The following is a 22,634-nucleotide window of genomic DNA, read 5'->3' on the forward strand; positions in this document are numbered from 1 at the left end:
AAGCAATATGTGGCGCGTTTTTAAGCTAGCTTTATTAACAACAGCAGCTTTGGCAGTTTTTCCAGTGGGTGAAGCAGCAGCAGCAACTTTGACGGGTGCCCCTCCAATTGTGATTGGACACCGGGGCGCTAGCGGCTACCGTCCAGAACATACGCTAGCATCCTATGAGTTAGCAATTGAGATGGGCGCTGATTATATTGAACCCGATCTGGTTTCCACAAAAGATGGCGTTCTAATTGCTCGCCATGAAAATGAAATTTCTGGAACCACAGACGTTGCAAATCGCCCAGAATTCGCTAACCGTAAGACAACCAAAACAATTGATGGAAAACCAGTAACAGGCTGGTTTACTGAAGATTTCACCTTAGCTGAAATCAAGACTCTCCGAGCAAAAGAGCGTATCCCTCAATTGCGCCCCGGATCTGCTAAATATGATGGCTTGTATGAAATTCCGACTTTGCAAGAAGTTATCGATTTAGCCAAGAAAAAAAGTGCCGAAAAAGGTCGCACGATTGGCATTTATCCGGAAACGAAGCATCCCACTTACTTTGATTCCATCGGATTATCGCTAGAAGAACCTTTGGTGAAAATCCTCAGCGATAACGGTTATACCGATGCGGATGATGCGGTTTTCATTCAATCCTTTGAAGTTGCAAACTTGAAATTTCTCAAAACACTAACGAATTTGCCGCTGGTTCAGTTGTTTGATGAAAGTACCGCTAAGCCGTATGATTTTGTTGTCAGTAGCGATTCTCGCACTTATGGCGACTTATTGACTTCTTCAGGATTGAATGCGATCGCTCAATATGCAAGCGGAATTGGCCCCTGGAAACGCCTGATTATTCCGGCTGAGACTGTCGATCAAAATGGCGATGGTCAACCTGACGATCTGAATGGAGATGGGGTAATTAGCGATGCTGACAAGCCATTGTTACAAACCACGTCCCTAATTAACGACGCCCATGCAGCGGGTTTGCTGGTTCATGCCTACACTTTCCGCAGTGAAGACTTCTTCCTAGCTCCAGACTACAACGGCAACCCAGAGCTGGAGTACGAACAATTCTTTAAATTAGGTATTGATGGCGTCTTTAGCGACTTTCCTGATACCGCCGTTGCGGTTCGCAACCGTATCGCTGGCGATCCCAGCAAAGATGTTCCCGAACCCACGTCCTTACTGGCGTTTGGTCTTCTCCCGCTAGCGGAAGTGTTGCGCCGTCGCCAAGATAAATTCAAAAAGGCTTGATTGAGTAGCCGTCCTACACTCGCGCTACTCAGATAACTTTCCTCTATTAGCTTTCCTCTGTAGATGCTGGGCTAAACATCGCCGAACGCATCTATCCGAACGCACCGATAAAGTCCGCTTCAGCGGGCTTTTTTTATGGCTATTGAGTAATTAAACGGTAAGCCCTAGTCACAAGTATCACTAGATACCTTTGAGTTTCACCAGCAGCATTTAGCGATCGCGCAATTACTCAAGACGCAAGCCATTATCGGACAAGTTACTGGATAATCTTAACGGGAGCGTGTACCGAGAGCGATCGCGCTTTCTTTCCACAGCGCCACTGGACACAGCCTATCAGTCTGGGCTAAGACAGTAAATTGCAGTCAATCAATACCGTCCTTCAGCCATGCGATCGCAACTCGGAATCTTCGCGCTTATCGCCTTCCTAGCTACTACTTCAGCGCCTTTCAACTTTAGTGCGCCATTTTCCACAACCCAGGTGTTGGCGCAAACTTCATCTCGCAAAGCAGAAGCTGAACGCCTTTTAGAGCAAGGCATTCAGCAGATTGATAACCGTCAATTTGAAACTGCTTTACAGTCATTGCAACAAGCATTGACGATTTATCGGGAACTCAAAGACCGTCAGGGAGAGGGAACCACTATAGCAAACCTGGCAAATGTTTACTATTGGCTGCAAGACTACACTAAATCGATTGATTTCCAACAGCAAAGTTTAGCGATCGCGCGAGATATTGCAGATCGTACCTTAGAAGCGAAGAATCTCAGACACTTGGGAAGTACGTACTCCGCGCTGGGACAATATCCCCAAGCAATCGAGTATCTGCAACAAAGTTTAGCTCTTGCACGGGAAATTAAAAATACTAAAAGTGAAGCGGCAGCTCTTGGTATGCTGGCTCTTGTCTACCAACAAATAGGAGACTATCACAAAGCGATTGATTCTTGGCAGCAAGCACTACCTATTTTTCAGCAACTCAAAGAACGTAGGGCTGAAGCAGTCGCTCTCACATCTATCGGAAGTTACTATCAGTTACTGGAAAACTACCCTGAAGCTCGGAAGTTCTTCCAACAAGGTTTAGTCGTTGCCCAAGAACTTAAAGATCGCCTTAACCAACAGATAATTCTTGCACTCCTTGGTCACGTTCATGAATCCCTCGCTGAATACTCCCAAGCCCTTGACAAATATCAACAAAGTTTAGTTCTTGCACGGGAAATGGGGCAATCGGAAATCGAAGTTGAAATTTTGAATAATTTAGGCGGCATTTATGTAAATCTATCAAAATATCAGGAAGCTATTGAATATTATCAGCAAAGCTTAACCATTGCCAAAAAGATTAATAACCGCAAATCAGAAGCGGGTATTCTGTCTAACTTAGGCACTGTATATAAAAATTTAAACGATACTCCCCAGGCAATTCGCTATTATCAGCAGAGCTTAGCAATTACCGATGAAGTCAATCATCAACAAAGTGCTTTAGAAGTTCGAGAAAAACGGAAATTATTTGCCCAAACAATCCTAAATTTGGGGAACATTTACCAAGAAAATGGCAATAGCGATAAAGCCAAAGAATATTATCAGCAGAGCTTGAAAATTGCCCAAGAAATCAACGATCGGAATTTACAAGCAGATATATTAAACTTTTGGGGAATTCTCTCCTATCAAAATTTGGGAGACTACCGACAAGCCAGTGAATACTATCAACAAAGCTTAGCCTTAGCCAAACAAAACAATAATAAGCGCGGGGAGGCAAAAGCGATAGGCAATTTGGGACTTGTTTATGATTCTATGGGCGATTATGATAAAGCGATTAATTACTTTCAGCAGGATCTAGCAATTTCTCGCGAAATTAAAAACAAACGAGGAGAAGCCATAGCTTTAAACAATTTAGGGCTGGCTTTTATGCGCTCTGGTAAGCTAACAGAAGCCGAAAAATATCTAAAAAATGGAATTGAAGTATTAGAATCTGTTCGAGCAGGATTAGGTGGAAATGATGTCAACAAAGTATCAATTTTTGAGGATCAAGCTAGCAGTTATCGAAATTTGCAACAAGTTCTGATTGCACAAAATAAAACAGATGCCGCATTGGAAATTGCTGAACGTGGGAGAGCAAGAGCCTTCGTTGAGTTATTAGCTTCGCGTCTATCTGAAAATTCATCTGTCCCAGCTACACTCACCTCACCCAATATCAACCAGATTAAACAAATTGCCAAACTTCAAAACTCAACTTTAGTTGAATATTCTATCGTCTACGAAGACTTAAATGCTGAAGGACAAAAAACACAAGCCCAAACATCGGAAATCTATATTTGGGTAGTTAAACCAACAGGTAAAGTTGCGTTTCGTAAAGTCAATCTTAAATTGTTGCGGCAGCAAAAAAAGAGTTCTCTAGAAGAGCTTGTTGTCAGCAGCCGCGAATCGATTGGTGTTAGAGGTCGTGGTTTAGCTGTAGAGGGTAGAGTTAATGGAAGTCAAGAAAAACAAGGCTTCAAGCAACTTCACGAACTGCTCATCCAACCCATTGCCGACCTGCTCCCAAAAGACCCAAATGCTCGGATTATCTTTATTCCACAAAGCGAACTGTTTCTAGTTCCTTTCCCAGCACTGCAAGATGCTTCTGGCAAATACTTAATCGAACAACATACTATCCTTACGGCACCTTCAATTCAGGTATTGGATTTAACTAATCAGCAACAACAGCTTCTAGGAACGCGAAGTTCTACATCTATACAAAACCAAGATGTGCTGATAGTTGGGAATCCCACCATGCCTAGCGTTCCTGCCAAAATTGGCGATCCGCCGACTCAGTTACCTAGCTTACCAGGTGCGGAACGAGAAGCTTTAGCGATCGCGCCTCTGTTTAACACCAAAGCTTTCACCGGCAGTCAGGCAACGAAAGCAGCGATCGTGCAACAAATGCCCAAAGCGCGAATCATTCATCTAGCGACTCATGGCTTGCTGGATGATATTCGAGGATTGGGAAGTGCGATAGCGTTGGCTCCATCTGGCAACGATAACGGCTTACTCACCGCTGAAGAAATTCTCGATCTGAAATTAAATGCCGAATTAGTTGTCCTGAGTGCTTGCGATACTGGCAGAGGCAGAATCACTGGCGATGGCGTGATCGGCTTATCTCGCAGTTTAATTTCAGCAGGTGTACCCAGCGTAATTGTGTCCCTCTGGCAAGTGCTAGACGCCCCTACAGCCTCATTGATGACAGAGTTTTATCAAAATCTTCAAAAAACACCCGATAAAGCCGCTGCCTTGCGAAGCGCGATGCTAACCACGATGAAGCAATATCCAGATCCCAAAGATTGGGGTGCATTCACTTTAATTGGGGAAGCAGAATAATTAAAAATTGAAGAATTTCTAGGCGTTGCACATTGGACGGATGATAATGTCGCGCAAAGACGCTAAGACGCTAAGTTTTTGTGTCTTTGGGCGAAACTTAAAAGAAAATCATCGCCTGATGGTGCAACACCAATTCCCATTCTTAATTTTTAATTTTGGATTTTCAATTCTGTTTCACTTTGGCAATTACCGTGCGGTGGCGAGGAGTATTGCGAGCGATCGCTGGCGCAGTGAAACCGGAATCCACTAGCGCTTGTTCAATATCCAACGCAAAATACTCATCTAAATAAGGCTCGGTACTCTTGAGCAATGTCAAAATGTAAGGCGGCATTTTGACATAAATCTCAGATTTGGGATTCATATCCATAATTGCCAAATAGCCACCGGGACGCAGTACACGCCGCGCTTCGCGGAAAATCTGCATGGTTGCTGACTGGGGCAACTCGTGGCACATCAAAAAGATAGAAACCAAATCAAATGAAGCATCTGGCAAACCTGTAGATTCAGCAGCAGCATGAACCCAGGGAATCGATTTTTGACGCTGTTGGGATTGGTACTGGGCAACTGCTAGAAAATAGGGTGACAGATCCAAGCCAGTGAGTTTTGCTTGGGGATAAGCATCTTGGAGGGCAAACGTACTCATCCCCACACTGCACCCCAAATCTAAAATATCTTGTGGTTGAGTAGCAATTTGGCTTTTGAGAATATCGAGATAACTCTGGCGCAGTCGGGCGTCTCCTTGCGCCCCCGCATCAGGCCAAATTCCTGCGTGAACGGCATGAGCAGCAACTTCTACTTCCCAAGCTGCTTCCCAGCTTAAGTTACCACTGTCGTAGGCATGGAACGCTCGCAGGTAGTATTCTGGGTAACTCAGTTGGAGGTTTTGTACTTGAGCCAGCTGAGTTTCCCAGTCGTATTGCGAAAGCGTCTGTACTTGCTTTCTCCAAGGCACTCCAATCTTCTCGGCGCGTTTGATCATCATTGAACGCGCTTGCTGCTTGGCTAGATTGGCTAACGGTTTGATAGCTAGCAATCCGTTGACTAAGCGTGAAGATAATCCGAGTTCAGTATTTACCGTGGCAGTCATAAGGTAATAAGTAATGGGTAATGGGTAATGGGTAATAGGTAATGGGTAATCATCAGTAACAAATGACCTTTTGACCAATTACCAATCCCCAAAAAGATGTCTCCAGTCGGATGGGCTTTCATCCCATCAATTGCTTGAAGGTTGGGCAATGCCCACCCTTCAAGAATATTACCAATTACCCATTACCCATCACCGACTTCCTATTTGCCTGTTTTGGGCTTGAGTGCAAGTAACACCTCAACTTGACCCGTCGATGAGTCTGGTTGAGTAACGGTCAAACCAATACCGTGCATGGAATTCAGAATAGCAGTGGTTTCAGGCGTGATGGAACTCTTTTGTGCTGGAGGTAGCTGGCGATTCACCAAAGACATAGTTTTGTCCATGTCGAGGTAAAAATAGCCTGCGTTTGGCTTCTGCAAAGACCCCGTGACCGTTTTAAAGGATGCGCTATTATCTAAAGGCTGGCTGGGCTTATTTGCCATGACATCAGCGATGGGGCCACCAATTGCTACAAACATCGTGTTTTGATCTATCCAACCATGCCCTAAGAAAGCGCCTTGTTGCGGGATTTGCCATTCGGTGACGGTTTTCCCCTGAATCTTTCTAGGCGCTACGGCGATCGAGTTTCCCTTAGCGATCGCATCCAGTTTGTTGAAGGTGGCTTCAGCAGTTTTGCGATCGCTGGTTTGAAATACCAAGGCTCCACCAAATCCAACTGGTGCTAAAATTCCCTGGGTCGATGGAATCGCCGCCAGAGCAAATTCCCCATCCATCCATCCGAAGATATCTTTATCCAGGTCAAGATTAACGAGTTTGAGTTGCTGTCTTGCCATGTCAAACCCCTGCTGAATTTGGGGATCGGCTTTGGATTGTTCGACAACCGCTGACCAAGTTTGGCTGATCCCATTTCCGGCGATCAAGGCAATTGTTTCGGTAGGAAATTCAGACACTATCTTACCGGGAGAAGGCTTGTACTGTATCTTCATCGCCGAGGGATCTACCTTAGCGATCGCCTTCATCCTCACACCGGCATTATCAATCCCAACACCCATCACCACCGACTGCACAGTCTTTAGCTGCTTCAGGGTTTCTGGGGGAAGCTGGGGCGTATTCGGATTGCTTGCCATTGCTTGCTGCACCATCCCTGCGTAATCGGGGATATAGAATTGAGCGATGGGATTTTGTACGTCTACACCCTTAGTCAGAATGCTGGCTGCACCTGCTTTGCTAGCAAATGAAGGCTGTCCTTTAAACGTGTCAATTGCCAGTTGCACAGCTTCTTTTTCATCTGACATCACTAAATGACTATCTAACAAAGCCGTGTAGGTTTTGCCACTTTTATCTGTGGTTTCCTCTATTTTGATGCCTTTGTAATCAATTTGTTTGGTTGCAGCTTTCTTAGCTTTCAGCTTGTTTGCAAAACTTAAGGCACTCACTTTGTCCTTGACGCCGACTACCATCAACATCCGGACTTCCGGTGACGATTTTGGTGTTGTCGCTTGTGCCGGTTTTACAGTTGGTGATGGCAGAACGGCAAACATCACGCTACCCAGCCAAGGCTTGACATCTTTTTCATAATTGATGTTGGATTCAGTCAACATCTCTTTGTTGAAATCCTTCAGCCCTTTATCAATCAATTTTTGGGCTTCCAGAGTCCCAAACTGTTGCAATTGCGCCCAGTTTTTCGGATCGGTGGAGACAAAACCCGCCATTAATGCTTCATCTGGCACCACTTTAGCACTCGCCAGAGGGCTGGTTGTATCGCTAAAAGAACCCTTCAAGTAAAGATAAGTACCTACGCCCCCCGCCACCACAACGGCAGTACCAACAATAATAGGAACTATACGATTTGGTCTTCTTTCAGACATTTAAATTTTTCCTCCGATTATTACTTCTTGTGATTTTTATTGACAAATCTACAAATGGCATTGCAAATTTTGCGGATTTAGTAGGAATCCCTGTAAGGAGAATTAGTAATTTTGCTTAGTCAAGATTCCTACTAAAAGGATTGTTATCGGAAGACTTCAACCTGATTTGGATAAACTCCGCAAAGCAGAATATGAAGTTTAAATAAAAAATCGCCCGCTGATAAACTCCGCAAAGTAAAAATGTCCGACGACTCGCATTCGCGGCTAAACATACAAAGCCTGCCTTCGTCAGGCTTCGTTCTTCTAGCCTGTGGGCGTATATTTGCTGGCATCGGGATGCTCCCGCACTTTTTTGAGAGCGCAAGTAGACACAACGCTAAGTTAAGCTTGAAAATCATCGCGCCTGAAGTGACAAAGCATCTGGAGGTTCGCTACAAATGGGATACCCCGTGCGTCGCCGTGCTTACAAGTACACTCAGACCGGAGGCGTTAACCTAAAGAGATAACCTCCTTAGCCCTTATTCTCGGCTATACTTCGGAGTCTTACAGGTCAATCTCACCATGAAGTTGCAGACTTATTTTGATTCAGAAAATAACGGTCACAAATCCTTTGAACTGCCCGGTGCCCGTCCCCACTACAACCCAGATCGACCCGGACAAGTCGAGCATATTTTCCTAGATTTAGCCCTGGATATTCCTAACCAAACCGTCGGAGGTAATTGTGCCATTACCTTATTGCCGGTGCGGAGTGGGATTGACCGTTTAACCTTAGATGCCGTCAACCTAAATATTCAGTCAGTGCAGGTTGATGAGACGCCGCAAAGCTTTGACTATGATGGCGAACAACTGCACATCCAGATGCAGACACCCACTCAGATGGGGAAGACGATCGAGATAGCGATCGCCTACTCGGTGGAAAAACCCCAGCGCGGTATCTACTTTATTTCCCCCAATAAACACTATCCCGACAAACCCGTTCAAGTTTGGACGCAGGGAGAAGATGAAGACTCCCGCTTCTGGTTCCCCTGCTTCGACTATCCCGGACAGTTAGCTACTTCAGAAATTCGGGTCAAAGTTCCCAAACTCTTGATCGCCATCTCCAACGGAGTGCTAATCAAAACAGAGGAAGATAGCCACTACAAAACTTATCACTGGTTACAAGAGCAAGTTCATCCCACCTACCTGATGACTCTCGCGGTGGGTGACTTTGCCGAAATTCAAGATGAGTGGAACGGCAAACCCGTCACCTACTATGTAGATAAGGGCAGAGAAGAAGACGCCCGCCGCAGTATGGGCAAAACGCCCGAAATGATTGAATTTTTCAGCGAAAAATTTGGTTATCCCTACCCCTATCCCAAATACGCCCAAGTTTGCGTCGATGACTTCATCTTTGGCGGCATGGAAAACACCTCCACCACGCTGCTAACCGACCGCTGCTTGCTGGATAAACGGGCGTCTCTAGATAACCGTACCACTGAAAGCTTAGTGGCTCACGAACTCGCCCACCAGTGGTTTGGAGATTTAGTCGTCATCAAGCACTGGTCTCATGCTTGGATTAAAGAAGGTATGGCTTCTTACTCAGAAGTGCTGTGGACACAACAAGAGTATGGTTCGCAAGATGCAGCCTATTACCTGCTCAATGAAGCTCGTAGCTACCTTGTAGAAGACAGCAGCCGTTACCGTCGCCCGATTGTTACTCACGTCTACCGCGAGGCGATTGAACTGTATGACCGCCACCTCTATGAAAAAGGTGCTTGTGTCTATCACATGATTCGGGCGGAGTTGGGAGACGAGCTATTTTTTAAAGCAATCCACACGTTTGTTCAGGATAACGCCCATAAAACAGTCGAAACCGTTGACCTGCTACGAGCAATTGAAAAAGCGACGGGTCGCAACCTACTATTTTTATTTGACCAGTACGTTTATCGCGGCGGTCATCCAGATTTCAAAGTTGCTTATTCCTGGGATACTGATAGCAAGTTGGCTAAAGTTACCGTTACTCAAACTCAAGCCACCAGCGACACTAACGGCAGCCGTAGCGATTTATTTGACCTAAAAATTCCCATCGCTTTTAGCTATGTCCCAGGAAATTCCTCTAACGAGGATCGTGTAGAGACGCGAGATTCCTCGCCTGAACAATCCTCCACCGTCAATTTCAAAACTTTCACGGTGAGAGTTCACGAACGGGAACAAAGCTTTTACTTCCCCCTCGCAGAAAAACCCCATTTTATTAGCTTTGACATCGGGAATAATTTCCTAAAAACGGTGTCCTTAGAGTACCCAGTTCAGGAACTCAAAGCCCAACTGCAATCCGATCCCGATCCCGTCTCCCGCATCTATGCGGCTGAGGCGTTGGCGAAAAAAGGCGGATTGGAGGTAGTAAAAGCGCTTTCTTTTGCTCTCAAGAACGATTCTTTCTGGGGTGTTCGGGCGGAAGTTGCCAAACAGTTGGCAGAAGTTAAACTCGATCAAGCGTTTGACGGTCTAGTTGCGGGTCTAAAAGATAAAGAAGCCTTAGTGCGTCGTGCAGTGGTGCAAGCACTGGGAACGATTAAAACCCACGACAGCTACAAAGCACTGAAACCATTGGTAGAAGACGGCGACGCCAGCTACTATGTGGAGTCAGCAGCTGTTAATGCGATTGGCGGAATTGGGGCGGCAAATCTGGACGAAAAGCCCAAAGAAGAGAAAGTGCTGAAGCTGCTGCAAATGGTACTCAAAGAAAAGGCTGGTTGGAACGAGGTTGTGAGAACTGGCGCGATCGCTGGTTTGTCTCAACTCAAAACTTCACCCCAAGCGCTGGATCTGATTCTGGAATACACCGCCCAAGGTGTCCCGCAAGCGTTACGTCTAGCAGCGATTCGCGCCTTGGGAAGCATTTCAGCGGGTCAGAATAATGTCAACCTGGAACGAATTCTCGAACAACTTGCAGAACTCTCTAAAGAGACATTTTTCTTAACCCAAGTATCAGTAGCGATCGCGCTGGGGCAAATGGAGACACCCAAAGCTATTGGGATTTTGCGAAGTCTTGCCGACCAAACCCCCGATGGGCGAGTCCGTCGTATCGCTGAGGAAGCAATTGGGCGGGTGCAAAAAAATGTTGGATCGGATCAAGCGATCAAGCAACTGCGAGACGAACTCGACCAGATCAAGAAGCAAAACCAGGAACTCAAAAGCCGCTTGGAAAACCTAGAAGCTAAGTCCAGCACCACAGAAGCTAGCTAACCAATAGCGATCGCATCACGCAGACTCCCCCAACCTCCTTCCCTAAAAGGAAAACTCAGCTTTCCTTTCCTTGCAGGAGAGGGGTTGGGGAGAGAACCAATCAGTATTACCTCTCTACACTTTAGTTTGTTCCTTTTGAGGCTCCGCTTCGAGTTGCCGATTCGATTTCTCGCCGGGAATTAGCATTTCCAATCCACGAGCAATTAACGGCAGAAACCCGATAACCAACACCACGCCCAGCACGTTGAATATCACCTGAGCATTGGCAATTTGGCGGGCAACATCAGCCCCCCCAGAAATCCACTGGGCGAGACCTGCTAATTGAGCCGCAAATAAGATCCCCACGGCGGCGGTTATCACATTGAAAACCAAATGAAAGACACCCGTCCGCAAAGCTTCGCGCGATCGCCCAATCGTCGCTACCAGCGTGTCAGCGCAGGTGCCAACTTCCGCCCCCAGCATCAAGGCAACGCCTGCGGGCAATGAGATCAAGCCAGAAGCTGCCAGCGTAATGATAATCGCTACTGTGGCGGAAGAGGATTGAATCAAGACGGTAAACAGCGCCCCAACTAAAGCACCCAGCAGCGGGTTTTCCCCTAAGGTTCTCATCCAATCAATAAAGGGTTGGTAGTCGCGGAACGGTTTCATCGCCTCGTCAATCGTGTCTAGACCGAAGAAGAGCAAGCCTACCCCCAACAGGATTAAACCGATGTTCTTCCAGCGGTCTGTTTTACCCAAAAAATGCAACAAGAAACCAAGGAACAGGGCGATAGGTGCATATTCGTTAATCTTAAAAGCGATCAGTTCAGCGCCGATGGTCGTCCCGATGTTGGAACCCAGAACGATGCCGAGAGACTGCACGAACGTCAGCAACCCAGCACTCACCATCGCGATCGTCATGATGATCGTGACCGACGACGAATCTAAGATGGTTGTCGCCACCGTGCCAGTTGCCACTGCGGCAAAGCGATTACTGGTGAACTTGTCGATGAGATTTTTTGCGCGATCGCCGGCGATCGCTTCGAGTCCCTCAGCTAGTCTGGTCACACCATACAAGAACAGCACCAGACCCGCTAGCACACCCATGACAATTTTGAAAATATCGATCTTTCCTTTTTTTTCTCCTTCAGACGAAGCACTCTCAGCCTTGTCTCTTTTTCCCTTTTCTTCGCCTTCCGAGGAAGCAGGATTCTGAGCTGTGTCACTCTTACCCGGTTGTGCCGCATCAGTCCCAGCAGGAGGCTGAGCGTTGACACTGACTTCTAAAACGGGTGTGTTAAATAAGTGGAAATTGTTTCCTGGTAGGGAAGGACTAATAATCAAAGCTGTCACTACAAGGCTCAAACCTAACAACTTGAGTATTTTTTTCTTTGAATTTTTTGAAAACGACATGAATGACCCCTCAAAATAACGCCAAGACAAGTTCTCAAACATCACCGCTACGGGCGGAGTAAACGCTCATGGCAAGGCAGAGCCATAGCACTCGTCATGCTGACCTAAACCAAATTGATACTAATAAAACTCGCTACCGGGCTGGCGCTGCGCTTTGGCTACCTTGCCAAAGCGTCTAGGCTCAAAACAGCATTGTCGCTCTGCTGGGCAGACACTAAAAATTTTCTATGTCTCTCCCCTACTGTGCTTACCTCCTCAGAGGGAGATTCACGGCTCATATACACTATTTATTCAAAATTTAAAATATACTTAAGATTAATTTAATTTCTTCCTTAAGAAGAATTACTAACTGCTTTTTTTGCTGGCAGGAGACTTTAGCGATTTTGTCATAGAACCTTGACAGAGAAAAAAATGGGGAGCGAGGGAACTTTTTTATCTCTTAGAGCAGATAGGCGATCCCCGCAAGTGTCTGTAGTTTTGTATACTATAGTTAATAAAACGTTAAAAAGCTGGTAAAAATCAATGAGTAAAGTTACGAAAGAATGCGGTCGAAATCCCTGGAAATTAGTGTTATTCGATTGATCAAGTTAAATAGTGGCTTGAATACTACTAGAAGCCGCTAATTGCGAATTAAATTAGGTTAAAAGAGGCAAGCACAAGCGTGAATCGGTACTCCCTCACTTTCCAGTCTCGGCGCTACGATCCCGAAGCGATCGCCCAGTACTTCCGCTATCGTCCCTGGCGAGTTCTCTGGCGAGCCATCAAAATTATCTGGTTATTTGTAGGGTTTGTTCTTGGCTTGAAGTGGGACGATTGGCTGAACCAGGAATGGAAGAATCGGGAGAAACGCGCCACCCAGCTGCGGGAAATTCTCACTCGCCTTGGTCCAACCTTTATTAAAGTCGGTCAAGCTCTCTCCACACGACCCGACTTAGTACGGAAAGACTTTTTAGAAGAACTCGTCAAATTACAAGACCAACTGCCGTCATTTGATAATGCGATCGCATTTAATATCATTGAAACCGAGCTAGAACGCTCAGTAGAAGAGATATATAGAGAAATATCCCCAGAACCAGTTGCCGCCGCCAGTCTGGGTCAAGTTTATCGAGCGCGTCTCCACACCGGCGAAGAAGTCGCCGTCAAAGTGCAACGCCCCAACTTGCTACCAACCATCACCCTCGACCTTTACTTAATGCGGTGGATGGCTGCTTGGCTGAGTCCTTGGCTTCCGCTGAATTTAGGGCATAACCTGACTCTGATCGTGGATGAATTCGGTTGCAAGTTATTTGAAGAAATTGACTACCTCAACGAAGGACGGAACGCCGAAAAATTTGCCACTAATTTCCGCGACGACCCCAGCGTTAAAGTCCCAGCCATCTACTGGCGCTACACCAACACCCGCGTTCTGACTTTAGAGTGGATTAACGGCTTCAAGCTGAACGATACCGAGCGCATTAAAGCAGCCGGTCTGGAAACCGATACATTGATCGAGATTGGTGTCACAGCCGGTCTACGGCAGCTATTGGAACACGGCTTTTTCCATGCTGACCCCCATCCGGGTAACTTGTTTGCCATGCCAGATGGTCGCATGGCTTACATAGACTTCGGCATGATGGATCAGATGGAGGAGAATACCAAAGAAACCCTCGTCAGTGCCGTAGTTCACCTGATTAACAAAGACTATATTGAGTTAGCCAAAGACTTTGTTAAACTGGGCTTTTTGACGCCAGAAACGGATATTGTTCCGATCATTCCGGCGCTAGAAAGCGTGCTGGGTGATGTCATCGGCGAAAGTGTACAGGACTTTAACTTTAAGACAATTACAGATAAGTTCTCGGAACTGATGTATGACTATCCGTTCCGAATTCCGGCAAAGTTTGCCTTAATTATTCGTTCCCTGGTGACACAAGAGGGATTGGCTCTGAGTCTGAATCCCGATTTTAAAATTGTCGAAGTTGCCTATCCCTACGTGGCGCGGCGTCTGCTGACTGGCGAATCCCCAGAAATGCGGCGGCGTTTGATTGAAGTCTTGTTCAAAGACGGCAAATTCCAATGGCAGCGGTTAGAGAACATGATTGCGATCGCTCGCTCAGATGATAACTTCGATCTGTTGCCCACAGCTCAACTGGGTTTACAGTTTCTCCTCTCTGAAGAAGGACAGTTTCTGCGACGCCAAGTCCTAATCGCCTTAACAGAAGATGACCGACTTCATACCGAAGAAGTGCGACGCCTATGGAATCTAGTTAAAGATGACCTGAAACCGTCACGGTTGTTTAATGTAGCGCTGGGAGCCTTGACGGAACTCTCCACTGAAGGAGTCGCAGCACTATTACCTTCTTTTGCCACACTTGCTGCCTTTCAGGAGAGAGAATAGAGTGTTGGGTCTTAGAGAATCGATAATGGGTAATTGGTAATTGGCGCTGCGTGCAACTTTCTGTAGTTCTCCCTCCAATTAATGGGGGGATTGGGGGATATGACAAAATTTCCTTGACATTTCGCTCCCCCTAACCCCTGATAAACAGGACTTACGCAAAGCTTATACATATAGCATTCTTGTCGGTTCAATCCCCCTGTGGTTGCCCCCAAATGTGGTGCTGTTGCGTAAGTCCTGATAGTGTTTTTTCGGGTTCAATCCCCCTGTGGTTGCCCCAGATGTCGCGCAAGTTGCGTAAGTCCTGATAAATTGGGGGCTAAGAAAAAGTTGCACATGGCGGTAATTGGTAAATCTTCCATTACCGATTACCCGTTACCCATTTACCTGTTACCCGTTATCCATTAGGAGTTTTTAGTGTACTATTTTCCAGATCCGCCGTATTTTTTACTCGTTTTCGGTTTGTTTGCTGGAATAACCTGTGGGCTTGCCTTTGAAGCCACCCTCAAACAGCAAGTGCGGGAATGGTCAAAGAACCGCTCTACCCGGACTTTGGCTCAGATGCAAGGGATACAATTACAGCTGCCATTCCTGGGAATTTGTGGCGGAATCTGTCTATTTCTAGTAGCTGGATTAGAGATTTTTGGCTTTCCCGGATGGCTGTCTTTTGGGACTTCGATGCCACTCACCCTATTTATTGGCTTGTTAGTTTGGTCGCAACTCAAAAGCCTTTTAGGTCAGCTAGAACGCGGTGGCTCCCGCGCACTTGATTTAGATGCTTGGGAATAAGCGATTAGCGATTCGCTTTGCTATTTAAAAGATGTAGGCTGAGCAGTTGCTCAGCCTACATCTTTTAGATTAGATAGCGATTATTCTGAAACGATATTAGTAGACATCCGCGAAGTCCCAACCATCAACATAGCCCAAAGGTCCCGGTGTCGCCCCAGGAACAACAACTTTATACCACTTGTTGCTCCATTGGTTTTGGTCTGGATGGAAGTCTAGAGCTGTGCCAGTTGGTAAAGTTTTAATAATGCGACCCGAACATGGCGATGACCGAATGTTTAACGGTCCTTTTGTAACGCGAACCTTTCCAGGGGCGAGAGGATTAATTATCATCCATCCTTGAGAGCGATTACTTTCACAAGCATTGGTAGAACTGAATCCGTAAGTCACGCGAATCCAAGTATAACCATTGCCTTGCTGAGTGCCTCCGCTAGGATCGTTGAGAACATCGGCTCCTGGTCTAGCGACGCGGAGGATACGGCAGCTGGTACTGGGACAAGAGCGAATGTTCACGGTACTCAGGACGTTATAAACCCGACCATCATCCGTCGCTGTGCCAGCTACACTTGCACCGAGAGCATTGGCAGTACCAACTCTGGCTTTTATCGCTTCGCGGGCTGTTTGAGCTTCAGTAACACCTCCCGCCTGTTCTGGTGCGACAGTTCTGGGAGCAAATTTGTTACCATCCTGAGAAGGTTCAGCTAAATTTTTGGGAACGGACAAACCTACTGCAAGGGCTAGTAGCGTAACAGTTGTTGCACATCCACCAATTACTTTAAGAGATCCGAGGCGCATAGCAGTTCTTTTTCCTTTCAATCAGTCTGTGAAGGTCTTTTTCCTTCCGCATGTTATTAAACACAGTGCTGCAAACTGATTTTTCGGACTTGCCCACAATCGAAAATTACATATCTATCTAAAGGTGGATTTAGAAGTTGAGCGGGAACTTTTTGATCCTTATTTTTATCTTTATTCCCACTTTCCGGCTCTAGAAAGCGAGAAGTGCAAAGCGATCGCCTTTGCTACTTAAAGCGGTAGAAAATTCAACAGCTTGCCGGTGTGAAGATAGCGGCTTCGATCCGATTCAGGGCTTTTTCCAGATCGTCGTTAATGATTTGAATGTCAAATTCACTCGCCGCAGCAATTTCTGCTTGGGCATGGTTAAGCCGTCGCGCGATCGCTACCTCTGAATCTTGCCCGCGACCTCGGATGCGATTTTCCAGTTCGCTGACGGAAGGCGGTAGGATAAAAATCTGTAGTGCGCTGGGGAAATTTTGTCTGATCTGCCGCGCCCCTTCTAGTTCAATTTCTAAAATGACCCACTGACCCTGCTGGATTTGCTCCTCCACTTGTCGTCGTAGGGTGCCGTAACAGTTACCAGCAAACTCAGCCCACTCCAGTAATTCACCTGCTTCCACCATTTGCTCAAACTGGTTGCGGCTGACAAAATAATAGTGTTTTCCCTCAATTTCGTCTGGACGGGGGGCGCGAGTCGTCGCGGATATAGAAAAATACAGTTCCGGATGACGCTTCAAGAGCGATCGCAGTAATGTACCTTTGCCCACGCCACTTGGCCCAGTCAAAACAATCAGTCTGCCAGTTTTCATGCTCGTGTCACCCGTGAAAATGCCTATTGCCTTAATTGTTACTGGCATTCACGTCTTTGCCAATCACAAAGCGATGGGCAACAGTTTCAGGCTGAATGGCGGAGAGAATGATGTGGCTCGAATCGGTAATAATCACCGCACGAGTGCGACGCCCATAGGTGGCATCAATCAACTGCCCTCTATCTCTGGCATCGGTGATAATCCGTTTAATGGGCGCAGATTCTGGACTGACAATGGCAACCACTCGGTTTGCAGACACGATGTTACCAAAACCGATATTGATTAACTGAATGTCCATAAAAAACTAGCGGCATAACCGCCTAAAAAGCTTATTTAAGTCTAGTTTCCATGTTATCTACAAAAATTTTGACTTACAAGCCTAAAATCCACAAAAACTCGCGTTTTTAAGGGATCGCTGCTTTTTTTTCCCTTTTACCCCTATTATCTATTCCGAAAGACAGAGGCAGGTTTTGCAACCACTTTGACCCGCAATCGCACAAATTCGGCTTAATTCATCCCTCTCGGCGCTGGTTGTGAACTAGATGCAAAATAGATACCAGCGTGGATGGAACAAGTTGAGCGACGCGATCGCTTATCTGATATCCGTGGAATCCCTCCTGGTTCAGGTGGTGGGGAGTATTTCTTTGTATCCATATAAAAATCAAATAGTACGAGAGGATGGATGGTTGCAATTATTTACGAGATTTTACATAGAGCGCTTATCCGTAGAATTACAATTAATCTGCTTTTCCTGCATTTTTTTAAATTAATCACCGTGTTTTTATTGAGACAAATTCTTTTTCCCTCTCCAATTCTCAAAAAAAGAATAGTTGCATCTAGCCTTTTTTCATAACTTCAAAATACGAATTCTAGCGATAAAGTTTCCGTAAAGTAGGCTACTTTTAGTAGCGATTATTGGCGTGAGTAATTTATGCTAAAAAAGTAGCGCCGACAAAAGCACGGCAAGCGGTGGAAGTAAAGAGTAATCCTGACATACCGTGCTTCACTTTACCAAAACTAAGGAATAAAAAATGGATACTCGTAAAACACTTATCGGATTATTCGTTGTAACTTTAGGGATATTATCGGCTCCCGCGAACGCAAAAGCGATTTCTTTAAGTTATTTAGAAACCGATCAAGCATTTAAAGATTTAAATGTAGATTTGTTGTTTGTTGCCGAGGGTCGGATTGGCAGTAGCAATAACAGCACTTACGAACTCGACCTTCACGATGATACTGGAAGCACTAATTTTGCAGTGCAGCAACAACAGGAATTGACAGGTTCAAATTACTGGCAAAGCGGAAGAGTGGATGCTTTCACTCTGGCTTACGACGCGCTTACAAAGATAGTTACCTACAAGGTCGGAAACCAAACTTTAGCCTACGATTACACATCGAAATTTACTCAAGGCGTCACAGATATCTTCGTCCGCACTAGAGCAAATAACACTAATAGCAGCATGACGGTCAAAGACTTATTGCTGAAGGATGTGTCGGGTACGAAGTCCATCGCCGAAACTTCTAGCGTTTCATGTACCCTGAGTCCTAATTGCACAACCTGGTCTAAGGATGCCAACGGCAATATTTTTGAGGATGTGAAGGGAGGAGTGCAATATCTTCGGATCGGCGACGTATCGGGTAGTTTCAGCCTTACAGGTAATTCAATTATGAGTTGGACGGGAAAAACCCCCACCCAATCCAATCTCGCCTACCAAATCAAAGTTGGGACGACCGATGACTGGAAAAACCAACAGAGCGTTCCAGAACCCAGTGCGACGCTAGGATTGACTTTGGGAGCGATCGCACTCGGCTTAAAAACTCGTCGCCGTCGCCAATCTGTCTAAACAGAAACGGGTCATACTCATCAACGCAGAAGGCTCCTTTAAAATAGCTTTGTGCGTTTTTTTGTCGGAAGTAGCCTGAAACTGAGAGGATAGAAACAGAGTGTTCCTCGAAATCTTTACAAAAAATACCGATCGCGCGTGCAACTCGTTGACTTTACTACCTTAACTGCCACTTGTTCTGAGCTGCGTGCTGAGTGGATACCGGCGCGGCTGGAACAAGTTTATCAGCGCGATCGCTTTACAATTGCTATAGCCCTGCGAACCCTGAAGCGGCGGAGTTGGCTCTCAGTTTCTTGGCATCCGCAAGCGGCGCGTGTTTGCATTGGAGATCCGCCCCCCCGCACGCCAGATACATTTACCTTCAGCGACCAGTTACGGCATCAGTTGGGGGGATTTGCTTTGGTGGCGATAGAAGCGAGTAGCGCTGACGCGAATACACCTTCAGCGATCGCACCTTGGGAACGAGTGATAGATTTACAATTTGCCAGACGCCCTGGAGATCCGGCTATCTGGCACTTGTACGTTGAAATTATGGGCAAATACAGCAACGTCATTCTTACAGGTGCAGACAACCTGATTGTCACCGCCGCCCATCAAGTCAACGCTCAACAATCTAGCGTCCGTCCCATCCTTACCGGACAGCCCTACGAAGCTCCACCCGCCCTCACTGCGACCATCCCGACTTTAAGCGAATCCCAAGAACGCTGGCAAGAACGGCTGAGTTTAATTCCCGCAGCACTGCGGCGTCAGATGCTGAAAAATTACCGGGGTTTGAGTCCAGCGCTGGTTGTCTCAATGGTACAAACCGCCAGTCTAGATCCAGAGCAATCCACCGATAGCCTCAAACAATCCGACTGGGACGCATTATTTCTCCGATGGCAAGAATGGCTGCAAGCAATTTGGCAAAGCCAATCCTCCCAGTCCTCTACTCCTCTTGCTAAGGGCGAGACAGGGGAGGTTTTTCATCCAGGCTGGACACACGAAGGATACAACGTCTTAGGCTGGGGCATCGTTAAGCCCGCTGAATCAATCCAAGAATTACTCAACCGCTACTACACCGATCGACTTAATCAACAGGAATTTAACCAGATTCATCATCAGTTGAGCCAAAAACTCAACAATATTCTGGAAAAATTACGACTGAAGGCGTCTACCTTTACGGAACGCTTGCAGCAATCCGACCAAGCAGACCAATATCGGCAACAGGCAGATTTGCTGATGGCTTACCTTCAGAACTGGGAACCAGGGATGAAGTCAATTGACCTCAATGATTTTGACACCGACAAACCCGTCACCATTCCCCTAGACCCTGAAAAAAATGCCGTCCAAAATGCCCAATCCCTCTACAAGCGAAATCAAAAGCTGAAACGCGCTCGCTCAGCCGTTGAACCGTTACTCAAAGAGGTGCAAGCGGAAATAGACTACTTGGAGCAAGTGGAAGCAACCCTAACTCAGATGGATTCTTACGACGACCCAGAAGATTTACAGACGCTATTAGAAATCCGCGATGAGCTGATACAGCAGCGGTATCTAGAAGATCCGGACAACCGCAGCCGTAGGGGCGAGGAGGGAAGTCACCCTTATCGTTACCAGACGCCCAGCGGCTTTGAGTTATTAATTGGGCGCAATAACCGCCAGAACGACCAGCTAACCTTTCGGATGGCTGGAGACTACGACCTCTGGTTTCACACCCAGGAGATTCCCGGAAGTCATGGGTTGCTGCGCGTCGCTCCGGGGTCTGTCCCTGAAGAAGCCGATTTGCAATTTGCCGCCGATTTAATTTCCTACTATAGCCGCGCCAGACAAAGCGATCGCGTCCCAGTTGTCTATACGGAACCCAAACACGTCTACAAACCCAAGGGTGCCAAACCGGGGCTTGCTATTTATAAGCAGGAGCGCATTATCTGGGGGCGTCCTCAAACAGCAATCAACTATCTAAAGTAAGAATTTTACAAAAAAATGTAAATATTTCTTACTAAAAATGTGTATTTTCTGTTACAGTAAATATTAAAGAAATCTTACGGCTGGCGGTTGGGAACGCGCAGCTTTGGATTTCCTCGGATTAACGACAACAAAAATAAAGATTTTGTTCAACCAGCTGTCGCATCAGCTGGTTTTTTTTAGTAGTCAATAGTCAATAGACCTCTTGCAAAAGTCCCAGAGGCGTGGGACAAGTAGGTTAGAGTTGGGTAGCATTGATGACCTACTTTACAAGTAAAGAGCCTGAGACCAGAAGACTTTAAACGCTTATGTGGTGTACGTCCAGAGACTTTTAACCAGATGCTAGAGATAGTGCGAGCGCTTTCATCAAACCAAACAAAAAACAGGACGACCAGGGAAACTTTGCTTAGAAGACCAATTGTTGATGACATTGGAATATTGGAGAGAATACCGCACCTACTTTCATATTGGCCAAACTTGGGGAGTAAATGAGTCTACAGCTTACCGAATTATCCGAAAAATAGAAGATACACTGGTTAAATCCAGAGCTTTTACTCTTCCTGGTAAGAAAAGACTGGCCAATTCTGATTATCAGTTACAGGTAGTGATTGTGGATGTTACAGAAAGCCCAATTGAACGTCCTAAAAAAAACAAAAAAAGTTCTACAGTGGGAAGAAGAAACAGCATACACTCAAGTCACAATTAGTGGTAGACCAAGCGAATGGTCAAATCATCTGCACCGCTCATGGTAAGGGTAGAGAACATGATTTCTGTATATTTAAAAATAGTAAAGTGAGGTTGAGAGAAAACATCGAGTGTTTAGGAGATAAAGGTTATCAAGGTATTCAAAAATTACATGATAATAGTCGGATTCCCCAGAAAAAACCCAGAGGAGGTAGATTAAGTAATGAGGATAAAAAGAGGAACCAAGAATTAGCCAAAATTAGAGTTTTAGTTGAGCATGTAAATCGCCAGATGAAAATATTTAAAATCTTGTCTCTGACTTATAGAAATCGTCGAAAAAGATTTAGTTTGCGCTTTAATCTGATTGCTGCTCTCTATAATTATGAGCTTCATCTCTCTCAAATCGAATCTTCCTGACCGACTGCGTGCAAGAGGTCTATTGATGCCCATCAACACTGCAACCAACAGCCCTGACTCGCTTCGGAGTGCCTGTGCCAAGCTAAAAGCGCCCCACACTGCTGCTAGTACCACCAGATTTTTTAATTCTTGTGGCAGCGATTTAGACTGCTTGAGCAGCAGACTGAGTAGACCACCTGCACTTAACCCGATCGCTATCCCAATGCCTAACCGTAGCCCCAAGCTTTTCAGCACCAATAACGGGATTGCCGTGCCGACTAAAACCAGTGGCACTTCATGACGACTCAAAATGATGTTGAGGGTGATCACTGCCACGATCGCACCAATGGGATCGATCAAAATCCCCTCGCCCTCCAGAAGTGTTGCGACTCGTTGTTCAACCCCAATCAGCTTCAGCAAAGGAGTCACCACCGTCGGACCCGTGACTACTACTAAGGAGGCGTAGAGAAAGGCGATCGACCAGGGAAACTCATTCAAGAAATGGGCGGCGATCGCGCCGCCGAGAAAGGTCATCAGCACTCCGATGGTCACGAGATTGCGGAGACTCACCGAAACGCTACCTAGATCGCGAATCTGTAAACTTAGCCCTCCCTCAAACAAAATCAGAGCGATCGCTAAAGAAACGATGACTTCTAAACCGCTACCTAGAAGCGAAGGCTCCAGCACGCCTAAGCTGCTGGAACCTAAAAGGATGCCAAAGAGCAGCAGTAAGACAATACTAGGAATCTGAAGCCATCTGGCTAAAACCTGAGCACCAATGCCAACCACTACAGTTGTGCTAATGAGAACCGTAATCAGTAGAGAATCTTCCATTAAAATCAATTTG

General features: G+C 46.1%; 14 protein-coding genes and 2 pseudogenes. 8 read left to right on the top strand and 8 right to left on the bottom strand.

From position 1 onward, the window contains the following. Positions 1 to 7: 7 nt before the first annotated feature. Both ACFW2W_RS22985 and ACFW2W_RS22990 read left to right on the top strand, forming a co-directional pair. Positions 8 to 1,243 (top strand): glycerophosphodiester phosphodiesterase, encoded by a 1,236-nt coding sequence (locus tag ACFW2W_RS22985; protein ID WP_378183817.1) that lies wholly within the window; start codon positions 8 to 10, stop codon positions 1,241 to 1,243. Between the two features lie 385 nt (positions 1,244 to 1,628). Next, entirely contained in the window at positions 1,629 to 4,589 is a 2,961-nt protein-coding gene (locus ACFW2W_RS22990; RefSeq protein WP_378183820.1) for a tetratricopeptide repeat protein, read from the top strand. A gap of 163 nt (positions 4,590 to 4,752) precedes the next feature. Here the strand turns inward: ACFW2W_RS22990 and ACFW2W_RS22995 are convergent, their stop codons facing one another. Genes ACFW2W_RS22995 through ACFW2W_RS23005 form a run of 3 tightly spaced genes read right to left on the bottom strand, consistent with a single transcriptional unit; the run spans position 4,753 to position 7,544 of the window. Next, positions 4,753 to 5,676 carry a methyltransferase domain-containing protein gene (locus tag ACFW2W_RS22995; RefSeq protein WP_378183823.1) on the bottom strand — a complete coding sequence of 308 codons (924 nt, stop codon included), beginning with the start codon at positions 5,674 to 5,676 and terminating at the stop codon, positions 4,753 to 4,755. Next, on the bottom strand, positions 5,673 to 5,825 hold the full coding sequence (locus ACFW2W_RS23000) for a hypothetical protein (RefSeq protein ID WP_378183826.1): 153 nt from the start codon (positions 5,823 to 5,825) through the stop codon (positions 5,673 to 5,675). Before ACFW2W_RS23000 ends, ACFW2W_RS22995 begins: the two co-directional genes overlap by 4 nt. A 51-nt stretch (positions 5,826 to 5,876) precedes the next feature. After that, positions 5,877 to 7,544 carry a DUF3352 domain-containing protein gene (locus ACFW2W_RS23005; protein WP_378183829.1) on the bottom strand — a complete coding sequence of 556 codons (1,668 nt, stop codon included), beginning with the start codon at positions 7,542 to 7,544 and terminating at the stop codon, positions 5,877 to 5,879. Positions 7,545 to 8,105: 561 nt separating this feature from the next. On the opposite strand from ACFW2W_RS23005, the gene ACFW2W_RS23010 reads away from it, so the two are divergent. Continuing rightward, entirely contained in the window at positions 8,106 to 10,769 is a 2,664-nt protein-coding gene (locus ACFW2W_RS23010; protein WP_378183831.1) for a M1 family aminopeptidase, read from the top strand. A gap of 114 nt (positions 10,770 to 10,883) precedes the next feature. Here the strand turns inward: ACFW2W_RS23010 and ACFW2W_RS23015 are convergent, their stop codons facing one another. Next, a complete protein-coding gene (locus tag ACFW2W_RS23015; RefSeq protein WP_378183834.1) occupies positions 10,884 to 12,161 on the bottom strand; it encodes a Na/Pi cotransporter family protein in 1,278 nt (425 codons plus the stop codon). A 661-nt stretch (positions 12,162 to 12,822) separates the two neighbouring features. Between ACFW2W_RS23015 and ACFW2W_RS23020 the strand changes: the two genes are divergently transcribed. Beyond that, positions 12,823 to 14,535, top strand: a complete 1,713-nt coding sequence (locus tag ACFW2W_RS23020; RefSeq protein ID WP_378183837.1) for an ABC1 kinase family protein — start codon at positions 12,823 to 12,825, stop codon at positions 14,533 to 14,535. Positions 14,536 to 14,949: 414 nt separating this feature from the next. Continuing rightward, on the top strand, positions 14,950 to 15,321 hold the full coding sequence (locus tag ACFW2W_RS23025; protein WP_190688212.1) for a hypothetical protein: 372 nt from the start codon (positions 14,950 to 14,952) through the stop codon (positions 15,319 to 15,321). A gap of 96 nt (positions 15,322 to 15,417) precedes the next feature. On the opposite strand, the gene ACFW2W_RS23030 is transcribed toward ACFW2W_RS23025, so the two are convergent. From ACFW2W_RS23030 to remA, 3 genes are all read right to left on the bottom strand, one after another. Then, entirely contained in the window at positions 15,418 to 16,113 is a 696-nt protein-coding gene (locus tag ACFW2W_RS23030) for a hypothetical protein (RefSeq protein ID WP_378183841.1), read from the bottom strand. A gap of 245 nt (positions 16,114 to 16,358) precedes the next feature. Next, positions 16,359 to 16,922: a guanylate kinase gene (gene gmk, locus ACFW2W_RS23035; protein WP_378184049.1), complete on the bottom strand. Its 564-nt coding sequence runs from the start codon at positions 16,920 to 16,922 to the stop codon at positions 16,359 to 16,361. Between the two features lie 31 nt (positions 16,923 to 16,953). After that, the gene (gene remA / locus ACFW2W_RS23040; protein WP_190413898.1) at positions 16,954 to 17,220 is read right to left on the bottom strand and encodes an extracellular matrix/biofilm regulator RemA; all 267 of its coding nucleotides are present in this window, start codon (positions 17,218 to 17,220) and stop codon (positions 16,954 to 16,956) included. Between the two features lie 733 nt (positions 17,221 to 17,953). Between remA and ACFW2W_RS23045 the strand changes: the two genes are divergently transcribed. From ACFW2W_RS23045 to ACFW2W_RS23055, 3 genes and pseudogenes are all read left to right on the top strand, one after another. Beyond that, positions 17,954 to 18,766, top strand: a complete 813-nt coding sequence (locus ACFW2W_RS23045) for a PEP-CTERM sorting domain-containing protein (RefSeq protein ID WP_378183845.1) — start codon at positions 17,954 to 17,956, stop codon at positions 18,764 to 18,766. A gap of 138 nt (positions 18,767 to 18,904) precedes the next feature. Further along, positions 18,905 to 20,710, top strand: coding sequence for an NFACT family protein (locus ACFW2W_RS23050; protein ID WP_378183847.1), 1,806 nt, complete (start codon positions 18,905 to 18,907; stop codon positions 20,708 to 20,710). 279 nt (positions 20,711 to 20,989) lie between these two features. Continuing rightward, positions 20,990 to 21,808: pseudogene (locus ACFW2W_RS23055) on the top strand (IS5 family transposase). A gap of 84 nt (positions 21,809 to 21,892) precedes the next feature. Here ACFW2W_RS23055 and ACFW2W_RS23060 read toward each other — a convergent pair. Further along, a pseudogene (locus ACFW2W_RS23060) lies at positions 21,893 to 22,621 on the bottom strand (cation:proton antiporter); the annotation flags it as partial. Positions 22,622 to 22,634: the final 13 nt, after the last annotated feature.

The organism is Coleofasciculus sp. H7-2 (assembly GCF_042747725.1).
Taxonomy (GTDB): domain Bacteria; phylum Cyanobacteriota; class Cyanobacteriia; order Cyanobacteriales; family FACHB-T130; genus FACHB-T130.

What these genes read in the sequence shown, in the direction of transcription:
- ACFW2W_RS22985 (WP_378183817.1), top strand. Translation starts at nt 8, where the DNA reads ATGTGGCGCGTTTTTAAGCTAGCTTTATTAACAACAGCAGCTTTGGCA.
- ACFW2W_RS23010 (WP_378183831.1), top strand. Translation starts at nt 8,106, where the DNA reads ATGAAGTTGCAGACTTATTTTGATTCAGAAAATAACGGTCACAAATCC.
- ACFW2W_RS23015 (WP_378183834.1), bottom strand. Translation starts at nt 12,161, where the DNA reads ATGTCGTTTTCAAAAAATTCAAAGAAAAAAATACTCAAGTTGTTAGGT.
- ACFW2W_RS23030 (WP_378183841.1), bottom strand. Translation starts at nt 16,113, where the DNA reads ATGCGCCTCGGATCTCTTAAAGTAATTGGTGGATGTGCAACAACTGTT.
- gmk (WP_378184049.1), bottom strand. Translation starts at nt 16,922, where the DNA reads ATGAAAACTGGCAGACTGATTGTTTTGACTGGGCCAAGTGGCGTGGGC.
- ACFW2W_RS22990 (WP_378183820.1), top strand. Translation starts at nt 1,629, where the DNA reads ATGCGATCGCAACTCGGAATCTTCGCGCTTATCGCCTTCCTAGCTACT.
- remA (WP_190413898.1), bottom strand. Translation starts at nt 17,220, where the DNA reads ATGGACATTCAGTTAATCAATATCGGTTTTGGTAACATCGTGTCTGCA.
- ACFW2W_RS22995 (WP_378183823.1), bottom strand. Translation starts at nt 5,676, where the DNA reads ATGACTGCCACGGTAAATACTGAACTCGGATTATCTTCACGCTTAGTC.
- ACFW2W_RS23045 (WP_378183845.1), top strand. Translation starts at nt 17,954, where the DNA reads ATGGATACTCGTAAAACACTTATCGGATTATTCGTTGTAACTTTAGGG.
- ACFW2W_RS23005 (WP_378183829.1), bottom strand. Translation starts at nt 7,544, where the DNA reads ATGTCTGAAAGAAGACCAAATCGTATAGTTCCTATTATTGTTGGTACT.